The following is a 24,683-nucleotide window of genomic DNA, read 5'->3' on the forward strand; positions in this document are numbered from 1 at the left end:
GTTCAGCCGATGGTGGCGTGCATCTCCCACACGATGACCTCGGCGCCGACGTCGGTCGAGAGCGTCTGACCACCGCCACCGGCGATCCGCACGGCGTCTCCCTCGGTCAGCGGACCGACCCCTTCCAGCGAGGCGGTGCCCCGCGCGACGAACACGTGCAGGAACGGCGCGTCGGGCAGCGTGACCGGGCTCGCGTCGGGCTGCAGTCGTGCGACATGCATGGCCGCGTACTTGTTCTTGATGCGGATGGCCGAATGGTCGGCGTATTGCGGCATCCCCGAGGCGACCGGGACCAACCCACCGGAGAGCAGCTCGTGATCGATCTCGAGTTGCTCGTAGGTCGGGGTGATGCCGGCCTCGTCGGGGACGACCCACATCTGTACGAAGTGCACGGGTTCGGCGTGTTCGGAGCGGTATGCGCCCGCGACGTCGCCGAGTCGCCACGAGTCGTTCTTCTCCGAGTGCATGATGCCCGTGCCGGCGCTCATGCGTTGTGCGAGACCGGGATAGATCACCCCGGAGTGCCCCATCGAGTCCTGGTGGACCAGTGACCCCTGGAGCACCCACGTCACGATCTCCATGTCACGGTGCGGATGGGTGTCGAAACCCTGTCCGGGCGTGACGATGTCGTCGTTGTTGACCAGCAACACCCCGTGGTGGGTGTTGTCCGGATCGTAGTGACTGCTGAACGAGAAGCTGTGCTTCGAGTCGAGCCACCCGATCCGGGTCTTGTACCGGTCGTCGGACCGACGGAGATCGATGTTCGGGGTGACCGCGGTGCTCATGAGGCCAGTTTGCCCGCGATGGTGACCACACGGGTGCCGAGGTGCTCGAGCGCGGCGGTGGTGGCGTCGTTGATCTCGTCGGTGTTGTTCGGGCCGGTGACGTGGCCGACGCCGTAGGGGTTGCCGTCGGCGAACTTCAGGCCGTCGGTGTAGCCGGGCGCCACGATGATGCCGCCCCAGTGCATGAACGAGGTGTACAGCGCCTGCAGCGTGGTCTCCTGGCCGCCGTGCAGGGTCTGGCTGGAGGTGAACCCGGCGTAGGCCTTGTCGGCGAGCTTGCCCTGGGCCCACAGACCGCCGAGGCCGTCCATGAAGGCCTGGAACGGGGCCGCGGTGTTGCCGAAGCGGGTCGGCGAGCCGAAGATCACGCCGTCGGCCCACACGATGTCGTCGCCGGTGGCGGCCGGCTGATCCTTGGTGGCCTCGTAATTAGCGGTCCAGGCCGGGTTCTCGGCGAACACCGACGGGTCGGTGGTCTCGGCGATGTGGCGCACACGCACCTCGGCGCCGGCCTTCTCCGCTGCGGCGGCGATGGTGTTGGCCATCGTGGTCCCGTGGCCGGTGGCGGAGTAGTAGAGGATCGCGAGCTTGGTCATGTCGGTGACGCCTTTCGTCGGTGAGTTCGCGCGGTCTGTCGTCTTCGACGGTACAGAAGATGATTGCGTTGTCAACCAAATGTCGTATTGTGGGAGCCATGACCGAGACGCAATGGCTCACCGCGGACGAGCAGCGGATGTGGCGTGCCTACCTCGACTCCATGCGGATGCTGGTCACGCGTCTCGACCAGCAGCTCGCCCGCGACGCCGGGATCTCGCTCACCGACTACGAACTGCTGGTCACGCTGTCCGAGGCGCCGGAACGGCGGATGCGCATGTCGATGCTGGCGACCGCCGTCACCGCGACCCGCAGCGGCGTCACCAGGGCGATCAACCGATTGGTCGAGTCCGGATGGGTCGAGCGCGTGCCGTGTCCGGACGATCGCCGCGGCGCGCTCGCGGTGCTCACCGACGCCGGCGCCGCGAAGTTGGCCGACGCCAGTCCCGGACATGTCGCCGAGGTCCGCACGAACGTCTTCGACGTGCTCTCGCCTCGCGACGTCGAACGGCTGACCTCGACCTACAGCGAGATGCGCAGTCACATGTCGGAGACGTCGCCTCGTCGGTGAGTGGTTTCATCGACAACTGTGTGCCGGGTTCTGCCGTGCGTGGTGCGTGCCCTGGGACGACAATCGACGGCTATGGGCGACGTCATCGAGGTTCCTGTGATCGATCTGTCGGGACCGCGTCACGACGTGGTCGCCGAGGTCGACGACGCCTGTAGGCGCGTCGGCTTCCTGCAGATCGTGGGTCACGGGATCGACGCCGCGGTGGCCGACGGACTGGCCGACGCGATGGATGCCTTCTTCGCACTGCCGGCCGAGGTGCGCGCCGGCTATCGGGTCCCCGGAGCCAACCGCGGCTACAGCCCGCCGAAGAGCGAGTCACTCAGCCTGAGTCTCGGCGTCGAGTCGGCGGCCCGGATGAACGACTTCTTCGAGGCCTTCAACGTCGGCGTCGAGGGCCGATCGTTCCCCGGCCTCGACCTCGACGAGAACGATTACGGCATCAACCTCTGGCCCGACGTCGTCGGCGTCCGCGAGAACGTGGAGGCCTGGTTCGCCGAGGCCGGACGGGTGGCACGCGCACTGACCTCGATCTTCGCCGAGGCACTGCACCTGCCGCCGGACTTCTTCACGGCGATCACCGACCACTCGATCGACGTGCTGCGCATGAACAACTACGCGCTGCCGCCGGGCACCCTCGCACCGGACGGCGAGCTCACCGGGATGGGCGAACACACCGACTTCGGCATCGTCACCGTGCTGTGGGCCGATCCGATCCCGGGACTGCAGATCGTCGGGCCCGAGGGCCGATGGCAGAACGTGGAGCCGGTCGACGGAGCGCTGTTGGTGAACCTCGGTGACCTGACCGCGCGGCTCACCAACGATCGGTGGCGTTCGACCCTGCACCGCGTGCGACCACCCGTCGTCGACGGTGCGATCCGGCGGCGGCGTTCGGCGGCGTTCTTCCACGACGGCAATCCCGATGCGGTGATCGCGACGCTTCCCGGATTCGATTCCGCCGCAGACGGTCTGGCGTATGCACCGATCCGGATCCGCGACCACATCGCCGCGAAGCTGGCGGGCTCACGGCAGGGTCGGTCGAACGCAGCCGCGATCCGCGAGGCGCAACGCGTCCTCGACGCCCGCTAGCGCCCGCCCGCGCTCTCGAGCTTGGACAGGAGCCTCACGAGGGTGGCCACCTCGTCGGGGTCGAGGGCGGAGAATGCGTGGGGTGCGGGGTCGTCGGTGGCCATGGCGTCGTCGAGCATCGCGCGCCCCGCATCGGTCAGCGACACCAGCTTTCGGCGCCGGTTCGTCGGGTCGACCGATCGCTCCGCCAGCCCTCGCTTCTCGAGTTCGTTCACCCCGACCGTGGTCGCTGGAGCGTCGATGGAGGCCGCGGCGGCCAGGTCGCCGATGGTGACCGGGCCCGCGGCGATGCGCCGCAGCAGTCGGAAATGATTGAACGGCAGCCCGGTCCGGGCCATCATGGCCTTGCGCCACGGTCCGCGGTTGTCGATCACGAAATGCGCCATCACCTGCCAGGCGCGGGTGCGCGCATCAGACATGTGCCGGGGCCTTCGGTTCGGTCGGTGTGAACAGGAACGCCGTCTTCTCGACGGTGTTCTTCGCCCACGCGGTGGTGCTCATGATGCCCAGCGCGGTGATCGCGAGCGCGAGGCCGGTGGTGACCCACCACAGCGGCTGCACCGCGTCGGTGAACGAACCGTCCGACGCGGTGACCGCCGCGCCGGCGATCGAGCCGCTGATCGCGACACCGAGACTGACGCCGAGCTGGCGACTCGTCGACGCCACCGCCGAGGCCGCACCGGCCCGGTCACGCGGCATGCCGCTGACCGCTGACGTTGTGATGGGGGCGTTGACCAGACCGAAACCGACCCCGAACAGACCGAAGGTGATGATGAGCTGCCACACGGGGGTGGTGGGTGTGAACGTGGTGAGCAGCACCGATGCCACCGCCAGCAGGAGGCCCGACACGATGAGGGACGGGCGGGTGCCGTACTTGCCGACGAGTCGACCGGAGATCGGCGAGAAGATCAGCGTGCCCACCGCGATGGGGAGGTAGATGACGCCGGTGTGGATGGCGGAGTACCCGCGGACGTTCTGCAGGTAGTTCGACATCAGGAACAGGAATCCGCCGTACGCGGCGAAGGCCAGGATGCCGATGACCGTGGCCGTCGCGAACGGGACGCTGCGGAAGAACCGCAGGTCGATGAACGGCGACGCGTGGCGGCGTTCGTGGCGGATGAAGCCGACCAGACCGATGATCGCCACGGCGAAGATGGCGAGCGATCGTGGGTCACCCCAGCCCATGTTCGGGCCCTCGATGAGTCCCGACACCAGCGCCGCCATGAAGACGATGCCCAGCGCCTGACCGATCGGGTCGAGTCGACGCACGGTCGACGACTTCGACTCGGGCACGAAGATGGCGGCCAACACGACGGCGGCGGCACAGATCGGCAGGTTGATCCAGAACACCGCCTTCCAGTCGAGGAGGTCGATGAGGACGCCGCCCACCATCGGCCCCAGGGCCATCGAGATCCCGACCACCGCACCCCAGATACCCACGGCGCGTGCACGTTCGGCGCGACCGGTGAACACCTGGGTGATGATCGACATCGCCACGGGATTCAGCATCGAACCGCCGATCGCCTGCACGAACCGCGCGGCGATGAGCATCTCGACGCTGGTCGAGAGACTGCAGAGCAGCGATCCGAGCGCGAAGACGGTGAGGCCGATCTGGAAGATGCGTCGGCGGCCGATGCGATCGGCCATGGCACCGGAGAGCAGCAGCAGGCTGGCGAGCACGAGCGTGTAGATGTCGATCACCCACTGCAGACCCGACACCGAGGCGTTCAGATCGCGACGGATCGCGGGGATGGCGACGTTCACGATCGTCGCGTCCATCGACACGATGAGCAGGCTCAGACAACACGTCGCCAGGATGATCATCTTGCGCCGCGCGCTGTACTCGGTCTCGTCCACCAAACCATTGTGAAAGTACAACTGTTAGTCGATCAAGCGATTCGCGAGTGGGATGGGTCACCCCGCGCGGCCGACCGTGCCGAAACCGACCGCCGAGTGTGCCGAACCGACCGCCGACCGTGCCGAAACCGATCGCCGAGTGTGCCGATAGCGTCTGTCGGGTGGACAGTTCTCCTGACGTGACCGCGCGATCATGACCGGCGCACTCGACGGCATCGTCGTGGCCGACTTCAGTCGGGTACTGGCCGGGCCGTACGCGACGATGATGATGGGCGACCTCGGGGCCGAGGTGGTTAAGGTGGAGCGCCCGGGCACCGGCGATGACACGCGGTCGTGGGGGCCGCCGTATCTCCCGGCCGACGAGAACACCGACCCGATGGCGACGTACTTCGCGTCGGTGAACCGCAACAAGACCTCACTCGTCGTGGATCTGCAGACCGAGGACGGGCGCGAGCAGGCGCGCGACCTGGTGCGCCGATCGGATGTGGTGATCGAGAACTTCCGGGCCGGCACCATGGAGCGTCTCGGCCTCGGCTACGACAGACTCGTCGCCGACAAGTCCGACCTGATCTATTGCGCCATCACCGGTTTCGGGCGCGACGGTGGCGCCGACATCCCGGGGTACGACCTGCTGATCCAGGCCATGAGTGGACTGATGAGCATCACCGGCCCGGATGACTCGCCCAGCAAGGTGGGTGTGGCCGTGGTCGACGTCCTCACCGGCGTGCACGCCGTCGCGGGGATCCTCGCGGCCCTGCGGCACCGCGACCGGACCGGCGAGGGACAGCGCGTCGATCTCAACCTGTTCATGGTGGCGTTGTCGTCCATGGCGAACATGACCACGGCCTACCTCGGCGCCGATGTCGTGCCGCGCTCGATGGGCAACCGCCACCCCAGCATCGTCCCCTACGAGGTGTTCTCGACCGCGGATCGTCCCCTGGCGCTCGCGGTGGGCAACGACACGCAGTTCGCACGTCTGGCAACGGCATTGGGCGTCCCCGATCTGGTCGATGACGAGCGGTACGCCACGAACACCGCGCGTGTCGCCCACCGCGACGACCTCGTCGCCGAACTGACCGAGAAGCTGCGACACGAAGGCGCCGACCACTGGTACCAGGTGCTCACCCGTGCCGGTGTGCCCGCCGGTCCCATCAACGACATCGCCGAGGCGTTCACCTTCGCCCGCTCGATCGGCATCGAACCGGCCGTCGACGTCGAGGGAACCGACATCCCCGCCGTCGGCAACCCGATCGGGATGTCGCTGACGCCGGCGACCTACCGCCTCCCGCCGCCGGTGCTGCCCACCTGACGTCGTTACGTGCCCAACTGTGGTCGTTATGTGCCCAACTGCGGTCGTCACGTGCCCAACTGGCGGGTGGGGGTCACGGGCGGGGGTCGGTGGGGAGGAGGCCGTGGAGGACGACGTCGTGGCGGCGGCCGCCCTTGCCGAGGCGGGCCGATCGGAGCACGCCCTCCTCGACGAATCCGCACCGCGCGGCCACACGACGCGACGCCGGGTTGTCGGCGTGGGCGTCCAACGCGATGCGCCGCGCGCCGATCGCCCACGAGTAGTCGATGAGCAACGCCGTCGCGCGGGTCGCGATCCCGCGTCCGCGCGCCCACGGCGACACCATGTACCCGATCTCGGTGACGGCCGACTCCTCGTCGCGGATGCGCAGGCCGCAGGTACCGATCAGCGCATCGTCGGCGTCGGCGATGGCCACCTCGAACCCCGGCCACACCTTCGATGCCGACGCGTCGACGAACTCGACCGCGTCGGCGCGGGTGTACGGGCTCGGGATCGAGGTGAACGCCGCCGAATCGGGGTCGAGAGACGTGGCCAGCACCGCATCGACGTCGTCGACCTCGAGGGGCCGCAGGGTGATCAGGCCGTCGGTGAGGATCGGGATGGTGCGCGGCCAGTCCATCAGCCCACCGCCCCGTCGCCGTGCCCGAGCGATCGCATCAGGTCGGTCATGATCGCCCCCCGCGCACCGGTGGCGTTCTCGTGCCGCGCATCGACGCGCATCAACGCGCTCACCGGGATACGCAGTCTCCCTTCACGTTCTCGTAGTCGGGCGATCGCCGATCCGGGCGGTTCGTCGTAGAGCACCGTCCACGCGTCGGGCTGGTTGATCAGTTCCAGGGTCGCGGTGTGGTCGGCGGGCACGGGTGGGCCGTAGCGCGGCGTGAGACCGACGTCGGCGAACGCGTCGCGGATCACGGTGTGCAGCAACACCTGCTGCCTCTGCGGTGGCATGATCAGCGGGTGGCGCGCGAGGTCGGCCAACGCGACATCGGCGGTGCCGGCGAGCGGATGCTTCTCCGACATGGCCACCGTCAGCTCCTCCACCCACAGTTGTGACACGTGCAGGCGGCTGTCGACGATGGTGCCACGGATGAGTGCGATGTCGACGTCACCGGACACCACGGCATCGACCCGCTGCTGAAAACTCTTGATGACGAATTCGATCTCGACGCCCGGGTGACGTTCGCGGACCGCGGCGATGGCGGCCAGCGACCGCCGCGCGAAGGTCATGTTGGCCGCCAGCCGTACCCGCGAGCCGGGATCACGTACGGCCGCGTACGCACGGTTCTCGAGGTCGATGATCTGGCGCGCGATGGGCAGGAGGCGTTCACCGGCCTCGGTCACGCTGACCGTACGGGTCGACCGTTCGAGCAGGGTGGCTCCGAGGTCGCGTTCGAGGCGGGCGATCTGATGACTGATCGCCGACTGCGAGATGAACGTCCGCCGCGCGGCGCGACTGAAGCTCAGCTCGTCGCACACGGCGACGAAATAGGTGAGCTGGCGCAGTTCCATTCGGGCCTCCGGGTGTCGTCCCCCGGGAACGTTACCGCTATTCATGAGTGATCGCGATGAGTTCCATCTGAGAAACGCGCGTGACGACGGGATCAAACCGCAGCACCATGGACGTTGGTCATGAGTAGAAGTGATCGGAAAGCGAGGGAGAACGAGATGCGTACAGACGATGCGACCTACTACGACGTGGTGATCGTCGGTTCGGGCTTCGGCGGACTGGCCGCAGCGCGCCGACTGCGCGGTCGCGGCAAGAGTGCTCTGCTGATCTCGAGCACCCCCGAATACCTCTTCCAGCCCCTGCTCTACCAGGTGGCGACCGGTGTCCTGGACCGCGACGACATCGCGCCCCGCACCGACACGCTGCTGCGCCGGCACCGCGACGTCGTGGTCGTCGAGGGCGAGGTCACCGCGGTCGACGCGATGCCCGCCCTCCTCACCTACCGCGCCGACGGACGTGACCACCGCGTCCGCTACGGCTCGCTGATCGCGGCGACCGGTGCCGCGCAGAGCTACTTCGGGCGCGACGAGTACGCCGATCGCACCTTCGCCCTCAAGACCATCGACGACGCCACCCGCCTGCGCGCGCACCTGCGCGCATGCTTCGACGCGCCGGCCGAGGACACCGCGGCCACCACGTTCGTCGTGGTCGGTGCGGGTGCGACCGGCGTCGAGGTCGCCGGCCAGATCGCCGAGTTGGCGCGCCGGCACGAACACCGCGAGGTCGCCATCACCGTGGTCGAGGGACTCGACGAGGTGCTGCCCGCGTTCGGTGGCGGGCTGAGCGACTACACCCGCGCATCGTTGGAGAAGGCCGGCGTCGAGGTGCTCACCGGATCGATGGTCACCGACATTGCCGACGGCGTCGTCACCATCGACGTCCACGGCGGCGCCGCGACCCGCAAGATCACCACCGACACCGTCGTGTGGTCGGCCGGGGTCGCCGCGAGCGGCTTCGCCGGCGTCCTGGCCGAGGCGACCGGGTGCGACACCGACCGCGCCGGACGCCTGCTCGTCAACGACGACCTCACCGTCGGCGGCGTGGCCAACATCTACGCCATCGGCGACATGACCTCGCTGCACGACTACCCCGGCCAGAGCCCGGTCGCCATGCAGCAGGGCCGCCACGCGGTCGACATCATCACGCGCAAGCTCTACCCCGGCAGCGCGTTCCACTACCTCGACAAGGGGTCGATGTCGATCATCAGCCGCGGCCGCGCGGTTGCGAAGCTGACCGAGCGGATCACCTTCCGCGGCCTGCTCGCCTTCGGCGCCTGGCTCGCGGTGCACCTCTACTACCTCGCGGGCATGGGCAACCGGGCGAAGGCGGTCGTCGCCTGGATCCGGTCGTTCCTCGGCACCGCCCGCCCGGGCTTCGCCGAGGTGACCCGCACGCCGCAGGAGCACCGCGAACGCCTCGCCGGCTGACCGGATCGGTCAGAGGGGCACGGCCTCGGTGGTGAGGTCGCCGCCGGCGTCACCGGTGTTGACGACACCCCGAGGTTCGATGAGGAGCGCCCGCACCTCGTTGTCGGCGCGCGGGCAGTGTTCGACACCGCGCGGGACGACGAACAGTTCACCGGTCTCCACCACGACGTCGCGGTCACGCATCTGGATCGTGAGCGTGCCCTCGACGACGATGAACAGCTCGTCGGTGTCGTCGTGGCTGTGCCACACGAAGTCGCCCTCGATCTTGACGACCTTCACGTCGTAGTCGTTGAGCTGGGCGACGATCTTCGGCGACCACGTCTCGGAGAACTGGCCGAAGGCGGCGGCGAGGGTCACGACAGAGCTGGATGCCATGACACGAGGATGCCACCGAGATGGCGATCAGGTCAGCCGCCGAACAGCAGGTACAGCCCGAGGAACGTGTAGCCGACCATCGTCAGCATCAACGCGAGCTGGCCGGTGAGCCGGTGGCGGCGGGGTAGAAGTCGCAGTGACGCGTCGTGTGCCGCGACCACGGCGGCGATGTGGCCGCCGACGACGAACACGAGCTTGAGGGTCGAGGACACCGTCGGGTGCGACGACAGCACGTACTCGGGGTGGATGTCGCCCAACCACAACACGTTCCAGCCGCGGTCGAGGGGATCGGCGAGCGAGGCGAACACCAGCTGGCTGCGCTCGACGATGTAGTTCAGGTAGTGGGCGAGGATGTACCCGACCACGATCGGGATGAGCGTGTGCGTCATCTGCACCGGCAGGCGTCGCCGCTGGTGCGGCGTCACGCCGCCGGTGGCACGGGTCGCCGCCCAGAACGTCACCGCCACCACCGCGATGAAACCGGCGAGCGTCACCGTCGACACCACCGATGCGATGGCGGTGCCCTCGCCGAGATCGTCGATGGTGCGCTGCCACAGCGGGAACGACGAGAAGCTGTCGAACGCCGTCGATCCCAGCAGCACCGACATCACCGCGAGCATGCCGGGTCGTTCGGGCAACGTCGACAGATGCGCCAGCGGATTGCCCACCACGACGCGGCCCGATTCGTCACGCCAGAACGGTGCGATGCGTGACGCGACGACGCCGTAGGTCTCGAACGGGTCGGCGCGGGCGAACCACCGCGTGCCGGTGAGCAGACCACCGACGGCCATGGCCACGACGTAGACCACCAACCAGATCCGTATGCCGATCAGCGAATCGGGATCGGGCGAGGCGAGTTCCAGCCACACGAACGCGGCCAGCCCGACCGCGGCGGGCCGGTGCCCCCACGACTCCGGGTACGCGCGCCGCGCCGTCGCACCGATCGGGAGGGTCGAGAGCAGCCGTGCCACGGTCCGGACCGGCGAGATGACCCGCCACACCGGTCCGATCAGCACCGACAGGACCACCAGCCCGACCCACAGCAGCACGTAGAAGACGCCGGGGAGCGGGTTGATCTCGGGATCGTCGCTGCCCGCGACGGCCGCGAGCGCGACCCACACCGTGAACAGCAACGCGGCTCCGGCGACGACCGCACGCACGCCGCGCGAGTCGACCAGTCGCGTCACCGCCGCAGGCAGCCCGATGCCCGAGGTCCGCGGATCCAAGCGCGGTGTCTTCCAGGCGAAGGCGACGATCGCAAACGACGCCGTCAGCGCCCAGGCACCACCGATCAGGGCGTAGGTGTAGGGCAGCGGAAGGTATTCCGCGCCCAGCCCGTGCGCCAGGATCGTGCTCTGGCTCACCGCCGTTCGGCCGGATCGCTGCCGGCGGGATCGACGTCGGTGGCGGAGTCGGGCTCGGTGTCCTCGTCGTCACCGCGCCGTCGGTCCCGCACCGCGATGAACACGATCACGCCGACCAGTAGGACGGCGGGGACGAACGCGGGCAGCGCCAACAGCAGCGAGTGCGACGCCAGCGTCGTCGTGGTCGTCACGGTCGCGGCCCCACCTTCGGCCGCTCGCTCGTCGAGCGCACCGGGGTGGCGTCGTTGCGGTTGATGCGCGCGGCACCCCACGCCATCGCCGTGATGAGCAGCAACGAGCAGACCCCGACGACCAGCGATGCCGCACCGTAGAGCCAGCTGGGGTAGTCGAAGGTGCGCTCGCGCTGCAGGATCGTGATCTCGCGGACGAAGTCGCGGGTCATCCTCGGCTCGGCCGGCACCTCCTCGGCGCCGATGCCCGGGTCGGCGGGCAGGTACACCGGGACCGCGGTCATGGTGGTCCCGTCCTGCACGCGCAGCAGCGTCTTCCACGACCCCGACGTCGGCACCGACCGCGTCGAGCGGTACAGCCCGGGCCCGATCTTCTCCAGCGGGTCGATGATGAGCCCGCGGGACTTGTCGAGACCGCCCTGCCAGGCCAGCATGGTCACCCACTCGGGGTCGTCGCTCACCAGATCCTTCGGCGTGATCGCGACGACGGCGGTGGCGCGGGTCTCGCCGTCCACACTCGGCGCCGGGCTCAAGGTGATGGTGGCACTGGCGTTCTCGGGCACCGTGGTCCGCAGGCCGTTGGCCACGGCGCCGCCGATCACGAGCACGGTGACCGCGACGGCGACGGTCGCCCACTTCGGCCGTGGCAGGCGTTCGCCGGTGAGGATGATGCCGAGAAGCGCACCGCAGACACCCATCCCGATGGCGACCGGGATCGCCATGGCGAGCGCCTCGGCCCACATGCCGACCGGCCATGGGTAGTGGTATACCGCGTCGATCCAGAGCGATTCGAGGTAGAGGCCCGCGGTGGCGATGCCGAGCCCGCCGACGACGCCGAACCACACCGGCTTGCGGATGAGGGGTGTGAGAGCGAGGAGCTCGATCACCACGGCCGGGCCGAGGTAGAGCGCGAAGACGTTGATCGGTGCGCCGAGTCCGGGGCCGACGACGAGTGCGACGACGCCGCGGATGACGGCGGCGAACACCGCGGCGATCAGCGCGGCGCCACGCCCCAGGGTGATCCGCGCGGCGATCAGCGCGAACGCGGCCGCGCCGGCGATCATCATGGGTTGCAACACGAGTCGGAACTGCTCGATGCCGAAGTCGTACTCGATCTGGAACACCGACAGTCCGATGAGCAGTCCGCCGAAGGCCAGGCATCGGGTCATCCACATGCCGCGTCCGTCGGCGGGGGCGTCGTCGCCCATGGCCGCGCGGCCCTCGCGCTCGAGGAGCAGGACGCCGATCAGCGACATGCCGGCGCCGCCGATGAGCATGAGGTGGGTGGGGCCCCACAGGGTGACGTCCTGACCGAAGATGCGGTGCCAGATGTCGTCGAGGGGGAACCCGATCAGCGCGTACAGGCCGGAGCCCGCGAGCAGGATGCCGCCGACCGGCGCGTGCCAGGTGCGGGTGATGCGGATCGCGGCGCGGCCGGGCTTGTCGTACGGCAGGAAGATCGAGAGCATTCCCGCGATGAACAGCAGGAACAGGCCGACGAGGATGAAGTAGTGCGCGGGGTTGGCGAGCGGCCCGGCGTCGCGGCCCTTGCCCACGTGCAGGCTCACGTCCCACAGGAACCCGAACAGCGCGCAGATGATCGTGGAGACGAACAGGAACACGGGCAGCGCCGCCCACGGTGGTCGGTTGAGCCGACGCCCCGCCCACTCGCCCAGCGACGTCAGCCAGGTGATCTGACGGGTCCGGTGGCGCCATCCGATCCACAGCAGCGCCACCGAGACCACGGCTGCCGCGACACTCATACCGAAAACCTGGTCGAGGGCCGCGCCGCCACCCTCGGAGCCCTCGACCGCGAGAACCGCATCAACCGGTGTTGTCATGGTCTCAGTATTGAACAACCACCGTTGTCATGTCCACGAAACGGTGTGTTTCGGGTGAACCACCCTCACCCGTCGACGGGTGCGAGGTCCTCCTGGGCCTGCTGACCTGCCTCGACACGCGCCGCGTGGAAGTCCTTCGAGCGGATGAGGAACGCTGCGCTCACCGCTGCGATCCCTGCGATGCACGCCGCGATGAGCAGGATGAGGTCGAGCGCGTCGGCGTATCCGCGGCCTGCGCGTTCGGCGACCATCGCCCGCAGTGGCGCGGGGACGGAGTCGATGACCTGGGCCGCGGCGCCGTTGGCGACGGCGTCACCGATCTCGCGGCCCTTGTCGGCCAGCGGGGTGCCGGCCAGTGCCGACTGCACGTTGTTGCTCAGGCGCGAGGCGAGCAGGCTGCCCAGCAGGGCGACACCGGTGGCGATGCCGATCTGGCGAAAGGTCGAGTTCATGCCCGAGGCCATGCCGGCGCGTGCCTGCTCGACCACGCCGACGGCGGTCGAGGCCAGCGGCACGTTGATCAGACCGGTACCGATGCCGGCGACGATGAAGCCCGGGATGAACTGAGTCCAGCCGCCGGTGGGGTCGGTGCCGCGCATCAGCAGCAGGCCGATGCCCACGAGGATGAAGCCGGGCGTGATGAGCCACCGCGCGGGGACCTTGTCGGAGAGTCGGCCGGCGATGGCGGCCGAGACGAAGACGAGTCCGGAGAACGGCAGGAAGTACAGACCCGCCTGCAGCGCCGAGTAGCCCATGGTGCCCTGCAGGTAGATCACGATGTAGGTCAGCAGCGAGAACATCGAGGCCGAGATGGCCCAGGCGGCGATGAGTCCGCCGGTGAAGGTGGGTACGCGGAACAGCGACGCGTCGACCATCGGCTCGGCGACGGTGCGCTCGACGACGGCGAACGCGATCAACAGCACGGCGGCGGCGATCAGCGAACCGGAGACCTGCAGCGAACCCCATCCGTCGGCGTGGCTGCGGATGAGCCCGAAGACGAGGAACGCCAGTGCGGCGCTGAAGGTCACGCAGCCCAGCCAGTCGATCTTGTGGGTGCCGGGGGCCTTCGACTCGTCGACGCCGACGATGGTGATGACGAGCGCGATGATGCCGACCGGGATGTTGACGAAGAAGATCCAGTGCCACGACAGGCCGGTGGTGAGAACGCCGCCGAGGACCGGGCCGACCGCGACCGAGACGCCGGTGACCGCACCGAAGACGCCGAACGCGATGCCACGTTCCCGCGGCGCGAACGCCTGGGCGAGCAGGGCCAAGGCGGTGGCGAACATGATCGCGCCGCCGACGCCCTGGGCGAGTCGGGCGATGATCAGCGTGAGGATGTTGGGCGCGAGTCCGCACGCCAGCGAGCCGACGGTGAAGACGACGATGCCGGTGGCGAACACCAGTCGGCGGCCGACGATGTCGGCGATGGTGCCCGAGGTCAGCAGCAGCGCGGCCAGCGACAACGCGTAGGCATCGACGACCCACTGCAGGTCGGACAGGTTCGAGTTCAGGTCCTTCTGGATGTCGGGCAGCGCGACGTTCACGATCGTGACGTCGAGCAGGAGCATGAAGACGCCGGTGCAGACGGCGGTCAGGGTCAGCCACTTACGGGCCATGGTGCCTCCAGATCGAGTGCGAGCTCAGGAGATGGTCGCACATTCTGAGTACGCACTCAACAATTGACATTCGGTGGGTAGTGTGGCCCCATGGCGCGACGCGGAAGGCCACCGGCGATCGGACGAGACGAAGTGTTGTCGTCCGCGCTCGAGGTGCTGCGCGAACGCGGTGTCGCACGGTTGACCACACGCGAGGTCGCCTCGCGCGCACGGGTTTCCGAGGGCTCGATCTTCTATCACTTCCGTGATCGGCAGGGTCTGCTCACCGCGGTGTTCGACGAGGCGCTGCGGCCGCTGTTCGCCTTCAAGAACGACATGGACCCCACCGTGGTCGGGGAGCTCGAGGACGTGCGGGCGGTGCTCGAGCAGTACGTCGCGGCCGTGCACACCTTCCTCGACGACGGGCTCGAACTGCTGGTCGCCGCACACGGCGACGCCGGTCTGCGCGACGAGGTGGGCGCGGTGGTGACGGCCAACGACTTCGGTCCGCATCGCGGCGTCGCCGCGGTGGGCGAGTACTTCGCGGCGCTGCAGGAGGCGGGGATCATCGCCTCCGACGTCGACACCGGCGCCGCGGCCTACCTGATGGTCAGTGCGACGTTCCTGCGCTCGGCCCAACCCAAGCTGTTCGGCCATTCCCACGGCATCCCGCCGATGTCCGACGTCATCGACGTCGTGCTCCGGATGCTGGGGGCAGCCGCGCGCGAGAGTCGCTCGGTCTAGCCGAGGACCTTCTCGGTCTTCGCGTACCCGCTCTCGACGCCGTCCTTGTACGGGCGCCACCAGTCGGCGTTCTCGCGGTACCAGTCGATGGTCGCGGTGAGGCCGGCGGTGAAGTCGACATACCGTGGCGTCCAGCCGAGTTCGGTGCGCAGCCGTGTCGAGTCGATGGCGTAGCGCATGTCGTGACCGGGGCGGTCGGTGACGTGGTCGTAGGCGTCGGCGGGCTCACCCAGGACGGTCAGGATCGACTCGACGACGGTCTTGTTGTCGGTCTCGCCGTCGGCACCGATCAGGTACGTCTCGCCGACTGTCCCGCGCTCGATGATGGTCCAGACGGCGTCGTTGTGATCGTCGACGTGGATCCAGTCGCGCACGTTCGTCCCCGCGCCGTAGAGCTTCGGCCGAAGGCCGCTCAGCACGTTCGTGATCTGCCGCGGGATGAACTTCTCGACGTGTTGGTACGGCCCGTAGTTGTTCGAGCAGTTCGACAGCGTGGCGTGGATCCCGAACGACCGCACCCAGGCGCGGACCAGCAGGTCGCTGCCCGCTTTCGTGGAGCTGTACGGGCTCGACGGGTTGTAGGGCGTCGACTCGGTGAACCGCGCGGGGTCGTCGAGCTCGAGGTCGCCGTAGACCTCGTCGGTGCTGATGTGGTGGTAGCGGGTGCCGTGGCGGCGGACCGACTCCAGCAGCGTGTAGGTCCCGACGAGGTTGGTGTGCACGAACGCCGAGGGGTCGGCCAGCGAGTTGTCGTTGTGCGACTCGGCGGCGAAGTGCACCACCAGATCGGTCGCGGCGACGAGTGGATCGACCACCGCGGCGTCGGCGACGTCGCCCTCGACCAGGGTGATGCGGTCGGCGACCGGTGCCAGCGTCGCCGGGTTGGCCGCGTAGGTGAGCTTGTCGAGCACGGTGATCTCGACGTCGGGACGTTGTTCAACGGTGCGCAACACGAAGTTGGCACCGATGAAACCTGCCCCGCCGGTGACCAGAACACGCATCAGGTGGCTCCTTCCCTCGAGGGCGAAGACTACCGGCCCCGTAGCGCGGTCGCGTGACTCACGCGTGTGTGCGCGGTGCAATAGTGTGGCGCCATGCGGGGAATCATCCTGGCCGGTGGCACCGGTTCACGACTCCATCCGATCACTCTCGGCGTCAGCAAGCAGCTGGTGCCGGTCTACGACAAACCGATGATCTACTACCCGTTGTCGACGTTGATGCTGGCCGGTATCCGCGACATCCTGGTGATCACCACTCCCGGTGACGCGGCGGCGTTTTCGCATCTGCTCGGTGACGGATCGCAGTTCGGCATCTCGATCACCTACGCCGTGCAACCGTCACCCGACGGCCTGGCGCAGGCCTTCGTGCTCGGGGCCGAGCACATCGGAAACGATTCCGTCGCACTGGTTCTGGGCGACAACATCTTCTACGGACCCGGCCTCGGCGATCAGCTGATGCGCTACACCGACGTCGACGGCGGGTCGATCTTCGCCTACTGGGTGGCCGAGCCGAGCGCCTACGGCGTCGTCGATTTCGATGCCGACGGCAAAGCGATTGCGCTGCAGGAGAAACCGGAGAACCCCCGATCGAACTACGCGATCCCGGGTCTGTACTTCTACGACAACGACGTGATCGAGATCGCGCGGTCGCTGCAGCCCAGCCCCCGCGGCGAGTTGGAGATCACCGATGTCAACGCGACCTATCTCGAACGCGAGAAGCTGTCGGTGCACGTTCTGCCCCGCGGGACGGCGTGGCTCGACACCGGTACCTTCGACTCGCTGCAGGACGCCGGGAATTTCGTACGAACGGTCGAACAACGCCAGGGCCTGAAGATCGCGGTGCCCGAGGAGATCGCATGGCGTCGCGGCTTCATCGACGAGGACGGGCTGCGGCGCAGGGCCGAGACGCTGATGAAGTCGGGGTACGGCGCCTACCTGCTGACCATCCTGGAACAGGGGAGCTGACATGCGTGTGCGACCACTGACGATCGCCGGGTCGTGGGAACTGACGCCGGTGCAGCACGGTGACCCGCGCGGGGTGTTCCTCGAGGCGTTCAAGGCGCCCGTCCTCGCCGAGCTGATCGGCCACGATTTCACCCTCGCGCAGGTCAACATCTCGGTGTCGGCGGCCGGGGTGCTGCGCGGCATCCACTACGCCGACACCCCGCCTGGGCAGGCCAAGTACGTGACGTGCCCCCGGGGCGCGATCCTCGACGTCGTGGTCGACATCCGTGAGGGGTCGCCCACGTTCGGGCAGTGGGACAGCGTCGTCCTCGACGACGTCGACCGACGCGCGATCTATCTCTCGGAGGGGCTCGGGCACGCGTTCTGTTCCCTCGAGGACGACTCGACGGTCTCGTACTTCTGCTCGACCGGCTACAACCCCGGCGGCGAACACGGCATCCACCCACTCGACCCCGATGTCGGGATCGACTGGCCCGCGGTGGGCCGCGACGGTGCGCCGCTGGAGTACTCGCTGTCGGACAAGGACACCGCCGCGCCGACGTTGGCCCAGGCCCGCGCCGATGGTGCGCTGCCCCGCCTCGGCGACGTCGAGAGGTACCTGCGCGGTCTCGCCGCCCGCGACGCCTGACCCGCGCCGCGCGTGGTCAGCCGGCCTGACCGTAGAGGTGGTCGGCGTGCAGGCGCAGGACGAGTCGACGGTCGGCGACCATGGCGCTCCGGTAGTCGTCCCAGTCGGGGTGCTCGCCGCCGATCGAGCGGTACAACTCGACGAGTTCGGTGACCGCGTCGTCGTCGGGTGCCTGCGCCACGGCACTGAGCTCGGCGGGCCCGTCGGCCACGGCGTACGACCACCCGTCGGGGCTGCTCACGTGCAGCGCCGCCCGCGGGTCGCGGCGCAGATTCGCGGTCTTGGCGCGGCCGTCGGTGATCGAGACCCGCAGGATCTCGGTGCGAGCGTCGAAGGCGTAGTTGACCGTCGACAGCTGCGGACGGCCGTCGCGGCGGATCGTGGCCAGCACGCCCTGGTCGTGTGCGCGGATCAGATCGATGAGTGCGGATCGCGATGCCATGGGTGGACTATGACGGCCGCGGGTCCCGGCGACAACCCCCTCGAGGGTGACGTCGCTAGGGTGGAGTGATGAGTGACGACGTCGAGAGCATCTCCGAGGGTTCGGACAACGAGTACAGCTACGATTCCGACGACCAGCTGCAGCCCGAGGACACCCTCGTGGACCGCGGTGTCGACGACATCCTCGACGAGGGCATCTCCCCGCCGGAGAAGCCGAGCAAGGCAATGCGTTACGGGGTCACCGCCGAGGATCAGCGTGAGGGCGAGTCCCTCGAGGAGCATCTCGCCGAAGAGGTCCCCGATCCCGCCGCCGAGGTGACCTTTCACGAGGACAGCGCCCCGAAGCCCGCGGTTCCCGCCGACGAGGACCTCAGCGACGCCGTCGACGAGATCGACGAATTCGACAACGAGGTGGGCGACGACCGCGCAGGTCGTCTGGTCTCGCCCGACGAGGGCGTCAACCCGCACACCACCCACCAGGAGGTCGCCTCCGACGCCGGCATCGACGGCGCCGGGGCATCGGCCGAGGAGGCCGCCGTGCACACCGTCCCCGAGGGTCAGATCCCCTGAGTCAGCGCTGTTCGGGGAAGGCGGGCAACGCCTTCTGCCGCAGCCACTTCTGCCACAGCGGCGTGAGCGACGTCTCGCTGTGTCGGGCGGCGAGAGCCGTGAAGTCGTCGGTGCTCACCGAGCTGTAGCGGTATTCACGCGTCCACTCCTTGAGCAGGGTGAAGAACGCGTCGTCGCCCACCGTGCCCCGCAGAGCGTGCAGGGTGAGTGCGCCGCGTTTGTACACGCGGTCGTCGAACATCTTCTCCGGGCCGGGATCGCCGATCACGATGTCCTTGCGCGACGTCGCCAACTGCCGATGATGTCTGCGGGCCAGGTTGTCGGCGGTGTCGTCCCCGGCGTACTCGGCCCACAGCCACTCGCTGTAGCAGGCGAACCCCTCGTGCAGCCAGATGTCCTGCCAGCGGGCCAGGGTCAGCGAGTTGCCGAACCACTGATGGGCGAGTTCGTGGGCGACGAGGCGCTCCGACCCGCCGTTGCCGTCGCAGTGGTTCGCGCCGAACGTCGACATCCCCTGGGCCTCGATCGGGATCTCGAGGTTGTCGTCGGTGACGACGACGCTGTACTCGGGGAACGGGTACGGCCCGAACATGTCGCAGAACGCCGTCATCATCTGTTCCTGGCGCGCGAAGTCGGATTCGAAGCCGCTGCGCAGCCGCTCGGGCAACACCGCGTGGATCTTCACCGGTTTGGTCGCCAGGGTCTTCCGCACGTACGGACCGATGGAGATGGTCGCGAGGTAGGTCGCCATCGGCTCCACCTGCTCGTACACCCACGTCGTCATCGCGGCCTTGTTCCGCTTGCGCTGCAGGGTCCCGTTCGCGATCGCGTGATACGGCGACTCGGTGGTGATGGCGATCCGATACGACGCCTTCGACGACGGATGGTCGTCGCACGGGAACCACGACGCCGCGCCGTTGGGCTGGTTGGCGCACAGCGCACCCTCGGTGAGTTCCTCGAAACCGACCTCGCCCCACGGCCCGCGGATCGGCTTGGGTGAGCCCGAGTACTTGATCACCACGGTCATCGACGCACCCGGCGGCGGCGGTGTCGCCGGCGTGATCGACAGCTTGTTGGACCGCTGGCTGTAGCGCGAGGCCCGCTTGCCGTTCACCGAGACCCGCGACACCGACAGCGACGTCGCGAGGTCGAGCGAGAAGCGTCCGAGGTGGTTGATGGCGGTCGCGGTGATGGTGGCGGTGCCGGTCAGGCGGTTGCTGGCCACCTTGTACTCGAGCTCGAGGTCGTACCGACTGACCCGGTATCCGAGGTTGCCGTTCTTGGGCAGGTAGGGATCGATCCCGTCGGTGGGGTCACCGAGTAACGGACCCCCACCCGAAGAACTGCTGTCCGGCACCAAACCTCCACTCGCACATGTGTGTCGTGCGCCCCCGGCGCCCACGATCGTGAAATGAGGTTACCCGGCCACCTGTGGGGTCCGCTCCGGTAGCGTTCGCCCCGGAGCTGGCGAATCGGACATCAGGAGGAACGGTCATGGGCGCATCGAGAAGTCTCACATCGCTGATCGCACGGGTGATCCTGGGCATCATCTTCATCATGCACGGCTGGCAGAAGCTGCACACCAACGGAATCGACGCCACGCAAAAGGGATTCGCGGCCATGGACGCACCGTTCCCCGAGTTCAGTGCCCACTACGCGACCTGGGTCGAGTTCGTCGGCGGCATCCTGCTGATCCTCGGCGTCCTCGTGCCGCTGGTGTCGATCCTGCTCATCATCGACATGATCGGCGCGATCTTCGTCGCCCACATCGACAAGGGGTTCTGGAACTTCGACGGCGGATACGAGTTCCCGCTGGCCCTGATCGCGGCGCTCATCGCCGTCGGTCTGGTCAACACCGGCAAGACCGGGGTCGACGGATACCTCATGAGCCGGCGAGGGCGCAGCAGCACCTAATACCAGGGAGCGATGGGGTTGCCCTGCCAGCGGGTGAAGTCGGGCACCACGTCGCCGCGCATCACCAGCGACGCCGGGCCGACGGTCGCCGCGTCGCCGAGACCGGCCGCCGGTAGCGCGACGCAGTGCGGCCCCAGCGTGGCGCCGTTGCCGAGGGTCACGCGGTCCATGGCCATCACGCGATCGTGGAACAGGTGCGTCTGCACCACGCAGCCGCGCGCGATGGTGGCGCCGTCACCGAGCGTGACCAGGTCGGCCTCGGGGAGCCAGTAGGTCTCGCACCACACGCCGCGACCGATCTTCGCGCCGAGCAGCCGTAGCCACACGTTGAGGATCGGGGTGCCCGTGGCCGCGTTGGCGAACCACGGGGCCGCGACGGTCTCGACGAACGCGTCCGACAGCTCGTTGCGCCACACGAAGGAACTCCACAGCGGGTGTTCGCCCACCGCGATCCGGCCCACCACCAGCCATTTCGCCGCGGCCGCGATGCAACACGCGGCGGCCCCGGCGACCAACAGCATCAGGCCGCTGACCAGGCCGGCGAGCCAGAAGTTCGACTGTGAGGCGATGTACTGCAGGCCGATGAGGACGAACAGTCCGAGGCCGAAGGAGATCATCACCGGGATCAACCGCATCGTCTCGACGATCGCGCGCGCGACCTTGAGTTTCCGCGGCGGGTCGAAGGTGCGGCTGGTGTCGGTCTGGGCGACGGCACGTCGCAGACGCACCGGCGGGCTACCCAGCCAGCTCGATCCCGACTTCGCCTTGTCCGGTGTCGCCGACAGCACCGCGACGAGGCTGTTCTTCGGGACCTTGCGTCCCGGACCGGTCATGCCCGAGTTGCCGAGGAAGGCGCGCTTGCCGATCTTCGCCTCGTCGATGTGCATCCAGCCGCCACCGAGTTCGTAGCTCGCCACCATGGTGTCGTCGGCGAGGAACGCCCCGTCGCCGACCGAGGTGAACTTCGGGATCACCAGGGCGGTGCTGATCTCGGTGCCCGTCCCGATGTCGGCGCCGAGCAACCGGAACCACGCGGGCGTCAGGAGGCTCGCGTACAGCGGGAACAGGTAGGTGCGGGCGGAGTCCATCAACCGTTCGGTGGCCCACACCTGCCAGCCGACCCGCGAGCGCACCGGGTGGTAGCCGACGGACATGCCGATGGACAGCAGGCGCACACCGATCGCGGTGATCGCCGCGAACACGAGCAGGCTCACGACCGTCGCCGCGGGCAACAGCGCCAGCGATCGCAGGGCGACGTCGCGCAGACGGTCAGCGCGCGCCGCCCACGTGCCGATCACCGCCAGGCCCGCGGCGAGGGCGATCAGCGGGATGCCCGCCAACAGGATGGAGCTGATGCCGTACACCGGCACCCACCAGCTGGCGCGCGGCGGTCGTTCCGCCGGCCACGGCGTGGTGGCCTTGCCGGTCTTCACCGCGGGCGACCCGGCCCAGTGCTGACGCGCCTTCACCTTGCCGAGCACCGCCGAGCCCGGGGCGACGACGGCGTCGCGGCCGATGCGGGTGCCGGGCAGGAGCGTCGAGCGGCTGCCGACGGTGGCGCGCTCGGCGATCTCGATGTCGCCGATGTGGACCACGTCGCCGTCGATCCACCAGCCGGCCAGATCGACCTCGGGTTCCACCGAGCAGCCCTCGCCGAGCGAGATCATCCCGGTCACCGGGGGAAGGGAGTGCAGATCGACACCGGAGGCGATGTCGGCGCCCAGCGCCCGCGCGAAGTAGATCATCCACGGTGCGCCGGCCAGGTTCGATGCGCCGCTGGCCTCGGTGAGGCGTTCGGCGACCCAGAGCCGCAGGTGCACCGATCCGCCGCGCGGGTAGGTTCCCGGCGTCACCCCGGCGAGCAGCAGACGGCAGCCGACGGTGGCGATCACCATGCGGCCCAACGGGGTGATGAACACGATGAACGCGGCGAGCAGCACCCACCAGTTCACCGAGATGAGCCACGGCACGTCGGTGAACACCGCGGCCACGTTGTTCGCGACACCGAGCCATGTGGCCCACTGCAGACCGGTGAGGGTGGTCAGCGGGATCGACAGCAGGATCTGCGCGATGCCGGTGATGCGCGGTGTCGGGCGCACCTCGCGGGGCTCGGCGACGATGCCGGGGTTGAGGTCGTCGAGCATGCCGGCGAGCGATCCCAGGCGTGGGTGGTCGTAGAGATCGGCGACGGTGACCTCGGGATAGCGCTCGCGCAGCGCGGTCACCAGCTGCGCCGCGGCGAGGGAACTGCCGCCCTCGCTGAAGAAGTCGGCCTTCTCGTCGACGATGGCCACACCGAGCACCGCGGTCCACAGGTCGGCGACCCACTGTGCGGTCGGGCCGAGGTCGGCGCGGTCGGCGTCGCCGGTCGTGCCGGGAAGGGGCCACGGCAGGGCGTTGCGGTCGACCTTGCCCGAGGTGCGGGTGGGCAGCTCGTCGACGAGCGCGAGCCGCGGCACCATCGCCGCGGGGAGTTGTTCGGCGAGGATGTCGTGCGCCCGCGTCAGGTCGAACGCGGGATCGGTCGAGGCGAGGTAGCCGACGAGCACCGAGTTGCCCGCGGCGGTCTTGCGTACCGCTGCCGCCGCGCCGCCGACACCCGGAAGGTTCTGCAGGGCGTTGTCGATCTCGCCGAGCTCGATACGGCGTCCGCCGACCTTCACCTGGTCGTCGGCGCGTCCGGCGAAGATCAGCCCCTCGGCCTCCAGGCGCACCAGGTCGCCGCTGCGGTAGGCGCGGTCCCAGCCGAGAGTGGGCATGGCCGAGTACTTCTCGGCGTCCTTGGCCGGATCGAGGTAGCGGGCCAGTCCGACTCCGCCGATGACGAGTTCGCCGGTCTCGCCCTCGGCGACCGGGTTGCCGGTGGCGTCGACGACCGCGAGATCCCATCCGCGCAGGGGCAGTCCGATGCGCACCGGCCCCTGGCCGGTCAGCGGTGCGGCACACGCGACGACGGTGGCCTCGGTGGGGCCGTAGGTGTTCCACACCTCGCGGCCCGGGACGGCCAGGCGCTCACCGAGTTCCGGTGGGCAGGCCTCGCCACCGAAGATCAGCAGTCGGACCGCCTCGAGCGCCTCGGCGGGCCACAGTGCGGCCAGCGTGGGGACCGTGGAGACCACGGTGATGTCGCGGGCGACCAACCACGGACCGAGGTCCATGCCGCTGCGCACCAGGGCTCGGGGCGCGGGCACGAGGCAGCCGCCGTGGCGCCACGCGAGCCACATCTCCTCACACGAGGCGTCGAACGCGACCGACAGCCCCGCGAGCACGCGATCGCCCGGACCGATCGGGTCGTCGACGAGGAACATGTCGGCCTCGGCGTCGACGAACGCCGCGGCGTTGCGGTGGGTGACCGCGACACCCTTCGGGGTGCCGGTCGAGCCCGAGGTGAAGATGATCCAGGCGTCGTCGTCGGGTGTCGGGGCCATCGACGCCGCCGACGTGGGCACCTCGACGGTGTCGCGGTTGCGCACCGACGCGGTGCGGTGCAGTCCCGACTTGTCGATGACCGCGGCGACCTGGGCCTCGCCGAACACGAGCTGCGCGCGCTCGTCGGGGTCGTCGACATCGACCGGGACGTAGGCGGCGCCGGCGGCGAGCGTCGACAGGATCGCGAGGTAGAGCTCGCGGGAACCCGACGGCATCCGGATGCCGACCCGATCGCCGCGCCCGATGTTCTGCTGCGCCATCCACCGGGCACCGTCGTCGACCGCCTCGATCAGTTCGGCGTAGCCCAGCGACACCTCGCCGTCGTCGATGGCGGGTGCGTCCGGGTGGCGACGAGCGGTCTCGGTGAGGATGTCGATCAGCGTGCGGGCGTCGCCGGCCTGCGACGACAACAGGTACTGCGGCGGGATCGGGTGGGTCACCGACGTCCTTTCCGGCTGTGGTCACGGCCCTGTCGGGCGATGACA

At 68.8% G+C, this 24,683-nt stretch carries 24 protein-coding genes; 9 read left to right on the forward strand and 15 right to left on the reverse strand.

Translation table 11 applies throughout. From position 1 onward, the window contains the following. Positions 1 to 2: 2 nt before the first annotated feature. Complete coding sequence (locus ASG12_RS04515; protein ID WP_055785672.1) at positions 3 to 785, reverse strand: pirin family protein; 783 nt, start codon at positions 783 to 785, stop codon at positions 3 to 5. Beyond that, on the reverse strand, positions 782 to 1,381 hold the full coding sequence (gene wrbA, locus ASG12_RS04520) for an NAD(P)H:quinone oxidoreductase (protein ID WP_055785675.1): 600 nt from the start codon (positions 1,379 to 1,381) through the stop codon (positions 782 to 784). The genes ASG12_RS04515 and wrbA overlap by 4 nt, the downstream gene beginning before the upstream one ends. Positions 1,382 to 1,479: 98 nt before the next feature. On the opposite strand from wrbA, the gene ASG12_RS04525 reads away from it, so the two are divergent. Both ASG12_RS04525 and ASG12_RS04530 read left to right on the forward strand, forming a co-directional pair. Further along, positions 1,480 to 1,950: a MarR family winged helix-turn-helix transcriptional regulator gene (locus ASG12_RS04525; protein ID WP_055785678.1), complete on the forward strand. Its 471-nt coding sequence runs from the start codon at positions 1,480 to 1,482 to the stop codon at positions 1,948 to 1,950. 72 nt (positions 1,951 to 2,022) lie between these two features. After that, a complete protein-coding gene (locus tag ASG12_RS04530; RefSeq protein ID WP_055785681.1) occupies positions 2,023 to 3,036 on the forward strand; it encodes an isopenicillin N synthase family dioxygenase in 1,014 nt (337 codons plus the stop codon). On the opposite strand, the gene ASG12_RS04535 is transcribed toward ASG12_RS04530, so the two are convergent. Further along, the gene (locus tag ASG12_RS04535) at positions 3,033 to 3,455 is read right to left on the reverse strand and encodes a MarR family winged helix-turn-helix transcriptional regulator (protein ID WP_055785684.1); all 423 of its coding nucleotides are present in this window, start codon (positions 3,453 to 3,455) and stop codon (positions 3,033 to 3,035) included. The genes ASG12_RS04530 and ASG12_RS04535 overlap by 4 nt on opposite strands. Beyond that, complete coding sequence (locus ASG12_RS04540) at positions 3,448 to 4,893, reverse strand: MFS transporter (RefSeq protein WP_082501633.1); 1,446 nt, start codon at positions 4,891 to 4,893, stop codon at positions 3,448 to 3,450. The genes ASG12_RS04535 and ASG12_RS04540 overlap by 8 nt, the downstream gene beginning before the upstream one ends. A gap of 190 nt (positions 4,894 to 5,083) precedes the next feature. Between ASG12_RS04540 and ASG12_RS04545 the strand changes: the two genes are divergently transcribed. Further along, positions 5,084 to 6,202: a CoA transferase gene (locus ASG12_RS04545; RefSeq protein WP_156377915.1), complete on the forward strand. Its 1,119-nt coding sequence runs from the start codon at positions 5,084 to 5,086 to the stop codon at positions 6,200 to 6,202. Between the two features lie 73 nt (positions 6,203 to 6,275). On the opposite strand, the gene ASG12_RS04550 is transcribed toward ASG12_RS04545, so the two are convergent. Beyond that, on the reverse strand, positions 6,276 to 6,821 hold the full coding sequence (locus tag ASG12_RS04550) for a GNAT family N-acetyltransferase (RefSeq protein ID WP_055785689.1): 546 nt from the start codon (positions 6,819 to 6,821) through the stop codon (positions 6,276 to 6,278). Further along, on the reverse strand, positions 6,821 to 7,714 hold the full coding sequence (locus tag ASG12_RS04555) for a LysR family transcriptional regulator (protein ID WP_055785692.1): 894 nt from the start codon (positions 7,712 to 7,714) through the stop codon (positions 6,821 to 6,823). The genes ASG12_RS04550 and ASG12_RS04555 overlap by 1 nt, the downstream gene beginning before the upstream one ends. 156 nt (positions 7,715 to 7,870) lie before the next feature. Here ASG12_RS04555 and ASG12_RS04560 point away from each other — a divergent pair, with 156 nt between their 5' ends. Continuing rightward, a complete protein-coding gene (locus ASG12_RS04560) occupies positions 7,871 to 9,139 on the forward strand; it encodes an NAD(P)/FAD-dependent oxidoreductase (RefSeq protein WP_055785695.1) in 1,269 nt (422 codons plus the stop codon). Between the two features lie 9 nt (positions 9,140 to 9,148). Here ASG12_RS04560 and ASG12_RS04565 read toward each other — a convergent pair whose 3' ends face one another. The 5 genes from ASG12_RS04565 to ASG12_RS04585 all read right to left on the reverse strand — a co-directional run bounded on the left by ASG12_RS04565 (position 9,149) and on the right by ASG12_RS04585 (position 14,529). Then, entirely contained in the window at positions 9,149 to 9,514 is a 366-nt protein-coding gene (locus ASG12_RS04565) for a cupin domain-containing protein (protein WP_055785698.1), read from the reverse strand. A gap of 32 nt (positions 9,515 to 9,546) precedes the next feature. After that, on the reverse strand, positions 9,547 to 10,878 hold the full coding sequence (locus tag ASG12_RS04570; RefSeq protein ID WP_055785701.1) for a hypothetical protein: 1,332 nt from the start codon (positions 10,876 to 10,878) through the stop codon (positions 9,547 to 9,549). Next, a complete protein-coding gene (locus tag ASG12_RS21865; protein ID WP_055785703.1) occupies positions 10,875 to 11,069 on the reverse strand; it encodes a hypothetical protein in 195 nt (64 codons plus the stop codon). Before ASG12_RS21865 ends, ASG12_RS04570 begins: the two co-directional genes overlap by 4 nt. Beyond that, positions 11,066 to 12,910, reverse strand: a complete 1,845-nt coding sequence (locus tag ASG12_RS04580; RefSeq protein ID WP_055785706.1) for a hypothetical protein — start codon at positions 12,908 to 12,910, stop codon at positions 11,066 to 11,068. Before ASG12_RS04580 ends, ASG12_RS21865 begins: the two co-directional genes overlap by 4 nt. A gap of 65 nt (positions 12,911 to 12,975) precedes the next feature. Further along, positions 12,976 to 14,529, reverse strand: a complete 1,554-nt coding sequence (locus ASG12_RS04585; protein WP_055785710.1) for an MFS transporter — start codon at positions 14,527 to 14,529, stop codon at positions 12,976 to 12,978. A gap of 132 nt (positions 14,530 to 14,661) precedes the next feature. Here ASG12_RS04585 and ASG12_RS04590 point away from each other — a divergent pair, with 132 nt between their 5' ends. Continuing rightward, positions 14,662 to 15,252 (forward strand): TetR/AcrR family transcriptional regulator, encoded by a 591-nt coding sequence (locus ASG12_RS04590; protein WP_055785713.1) that lies wholly within the window; start codon positions 14,662 to 14,664, stop codon positions 15,250 to 15,252. Here ASG12_RS04590 and rfbB read toward each other — a convergent pair. Then, positions 15,249 to 16,253, reverse strand: coding sequence for a dTDP-glucose 4,6-dehydratase (gene rfbB / locus ASG12_RS04595; RefSeq protein WP_055785716.1), 1,005 nt, complete (start codon positions 16,251 to 16,253; stop codon positions 15,249 to 15,251). The two genes, ASG12_RS04590 and rfbB, sit on opposite strands and share 4 nt — an antisense overlap. A gap of 93 nt (positions 16,254 to 16,346) precedes the next feature. Here rfbB and rfbA point away from each other — a divergent pair, with 93 nt between their 5' ends. Together rfbA and ASG12_RS04605 are read left to right on the forward strand one after the other, a co-directional pair. Then, positions 16,347 to 17,216 (forward strand): glucose-1-phosphate thymidylyltransferase RfbA, encoded by an 870-nt coding sequence (gene rfbA, locus ASG12_RS04600; protein ID WP_055785719.1) that lies wholly within the window; start codon positions 16,347 to 16,349, stop codon positions 17,214 to 17,216. A gap of 1 nt (position 17,217) precedes the next feature. Next, positions 17,218 to 17,844, forward strand: coding sequence for a dTDP-4-dehydrorhamnose 3,5-epimerase family protein (locus tag ASG12_RS04605; RefSeq protein ID WP_055785723.1), 627 nt, complete (start codon positions 17,218 to 17,220; stop codon positions 17,842 to 17,844). A 16-nt stretch (positions 17,845 to 17,860) separates the two neighbouring features. Here the strand turns inward: ASG12_RS04605 and ASG12_RS04610 are convergent, their stop codons facing one another. Continuing rightward, complete coding sequence (locus ASG12_RS04610) at positions 17,861 to 18,286, reverse strand: PPOX class F420-dependent oxidoreductase (RefSeq protein ID WP_055785726.1); 426 nt, start codon at positions 18,284 to 18,286, stop codon at positions 17,861 to 17,863. Positions 18,287 to 18,354: 68 nt separating this feature from the next. Between ASG12_RS04610 and ASG12_RS04615 the strand changes: the two genes are divergently transcribed. After that, positions 18,355 to 18,855, forward strand: a complete 501-nt coding sequence (locus ASG12_RS04615) for a DUF5709 domain-containing protein (RefSeq protein ID WP_055785728.1) — start codon at positions 18,355 to 18,357, stop codon at positions 18,853 to 18,855. Between the two features lies 1 nt (position 18,856). Here the strand turns inward: ASG12_RS04615 and ASG12_RS04620 are convergent, their stop codons facing one another. Beyond that, on the reverse strand, positions 18,857 to 20,212 hold the full coding sequence (locus tag ASG12_RS04620; protein WP_235456051.1) for a M1 family metallopeptidase: 1,356 nt from the start codon (positions 20,210 to 20,212) through the stop codon (positions 18,857 to 18,859). Between the two features lie 137 nt (positions 20,213 to 20,349). Here ASG12_RS04620 and ASG12_RS04625 point away from each other — a divergent pair, with 137 nt between their 5' ends. Continuing rightward, a complete protein-coding gene (locus ASG12_RS04625) occupies positions 20,350 to 20,769 on the forward strand; it encodes a DoxX family protein (protein ID WP_055785734.1) in 420 nt (139 codons plus the stop codon). On the opposite strand, the gene ASG12_RS04630 is transcribed toward ASG12_RS04625, so the two are convergent. Further along, a complete protein-coding gene (locus tag ASG12_RS04630) occupies positions 20,766 to 24,638 on the reverse strand; it encodes a Pls/PosA family non-ribosomal peptide synthetase (protein WP_055785737.1) in 3,873 nt (1,290 codons plus the stop codon). The genes ASG12_RS04625 and ASG12_RS04630 overlap by 4 nt on opposite strands. Positions 24,639 to 24,683: the final 45 nt, after the last annotated feature.

It is taken from the genome of Williamsia sp. Leaf354 (assembly GCF_001424365.1).
Lineage (GTDB): Bacteria > Actinomycetota > Actinomycetes > Mycobacteriales > Mycobacteriaceae > Williamsia_A.

Coding starts and splice junctions, on each gene's coding strand:
- rfbB (WP_055785716.1), bottom strand. CDS start 16,253: ATGCGTGTTCTGGTCACCGGCGGGGCAGGTTTCATCGGTGCCAACTTC.
- wrbA (WP_055785675.1), bottom strand. CDS start 1,381: ATGACCAAGCTCGCGATCCTCTACTACTCCGCCACCGGCCACGGGACC.
- ASG12_RS04625 (WP_055785734.1), top strand. CDS start 20,350: ATGGGCGCATCGAGAAGTCTCACATCGCTGATCGCACGGGTGATCCTG.
- ASG12_RS04585 (WP_055785710.1), bottom strand. CDS start 14,529: ATGGCCCGTAAGTGGCTGACCCTGACCGCCGTCTGCACCGGCGTCTTC.
- ASG12_RS04555 (WP_055785692.1), bottom strand. CDS start 7,714: ATGGAACTGCGCCAGCTCACCTATTTCGTCGCCGTGTGCGACGAGCTG.
- ASG12_RS04525 (WP_055785678.1), top strand. CDS start 1,480: ATGACCGAGACGCAATGGCTCACCGCGGACGAGCAGCGGATGTGGCGT.
- rfbA (WP_055785719.1), top strand. CDS start 16,347: ATGCGGGGAATCATCCTGGCCGGTGGCACCGGTTCACGACTCCATCCG.
- ASG12_RS04560 (WP_055785695.1), top strand. CDS start 7,871: ATGCGTACAGACGATGCGACCTACTACGACGTGGTGATCGTCGGTTCG.
- ASG12_RS04530 (WP_055785681.1), top strand. CDS start 2,023: ATGGGCGACGTCATCGAGGTTCCTGTGATCGATCTGTCGGGACCGCGT.
- ASG12_RS04515 (WP_055785672.1), bottom strand. CDS start 785: ATGAGCACCGCGGTCACCCCGAACATCGATCTCCGTCGGTCCGACGAC.
- ASG12_RS04605 (WP_055785723.1), top strand. CDS start 17,218: ATGCGTGTGCGACCACTGACGATCGCCGGGTCGTGGGAACTGACGCCG.
- ASG12_RS04615 (WP_055785728.1), top strand. CDS start 18,355: ATGAGTGACGACGTCGAGAGCATCTCCGAGGGTTCGGACAACGAGTAC.
- ASG12_RS04535 (WP_055785684.1), bottom strand. CDS start 3,455: ATGTCTGATGCGCGCACCCGCGCCTGGCAGGTGATGGCGCATTTCGTG.
- ASG12_RS04610 (WP_055785726.1), bottom strand. CDS start 18,286: ATGGCATCGCGATCCGCACTCATCGATCTGATCCGCGCACACGACCAG.
- ASG12_RS04550 (WP_055785689.1), bottom strand. CDS start 6,821: ATGGACTGGCCGCGCACCATCCCGATCCTCACCGACGGCCTGATCACC.
- ASG12_RS04565 (WP_055785698.1), bottom strand. CDS start 9,514: ATGGCATCCAGCTCTGTCGTGACCCTCGCCGCCGCCTTCGGCCAGTTC.
- ASG12_RS04580 (WP_055785706.1), bottom strand. CDS start 12,910: ATGACAACACCGGTTGATGCGGTTCTCGCGGTCGAGGGCTCCGAGGGT.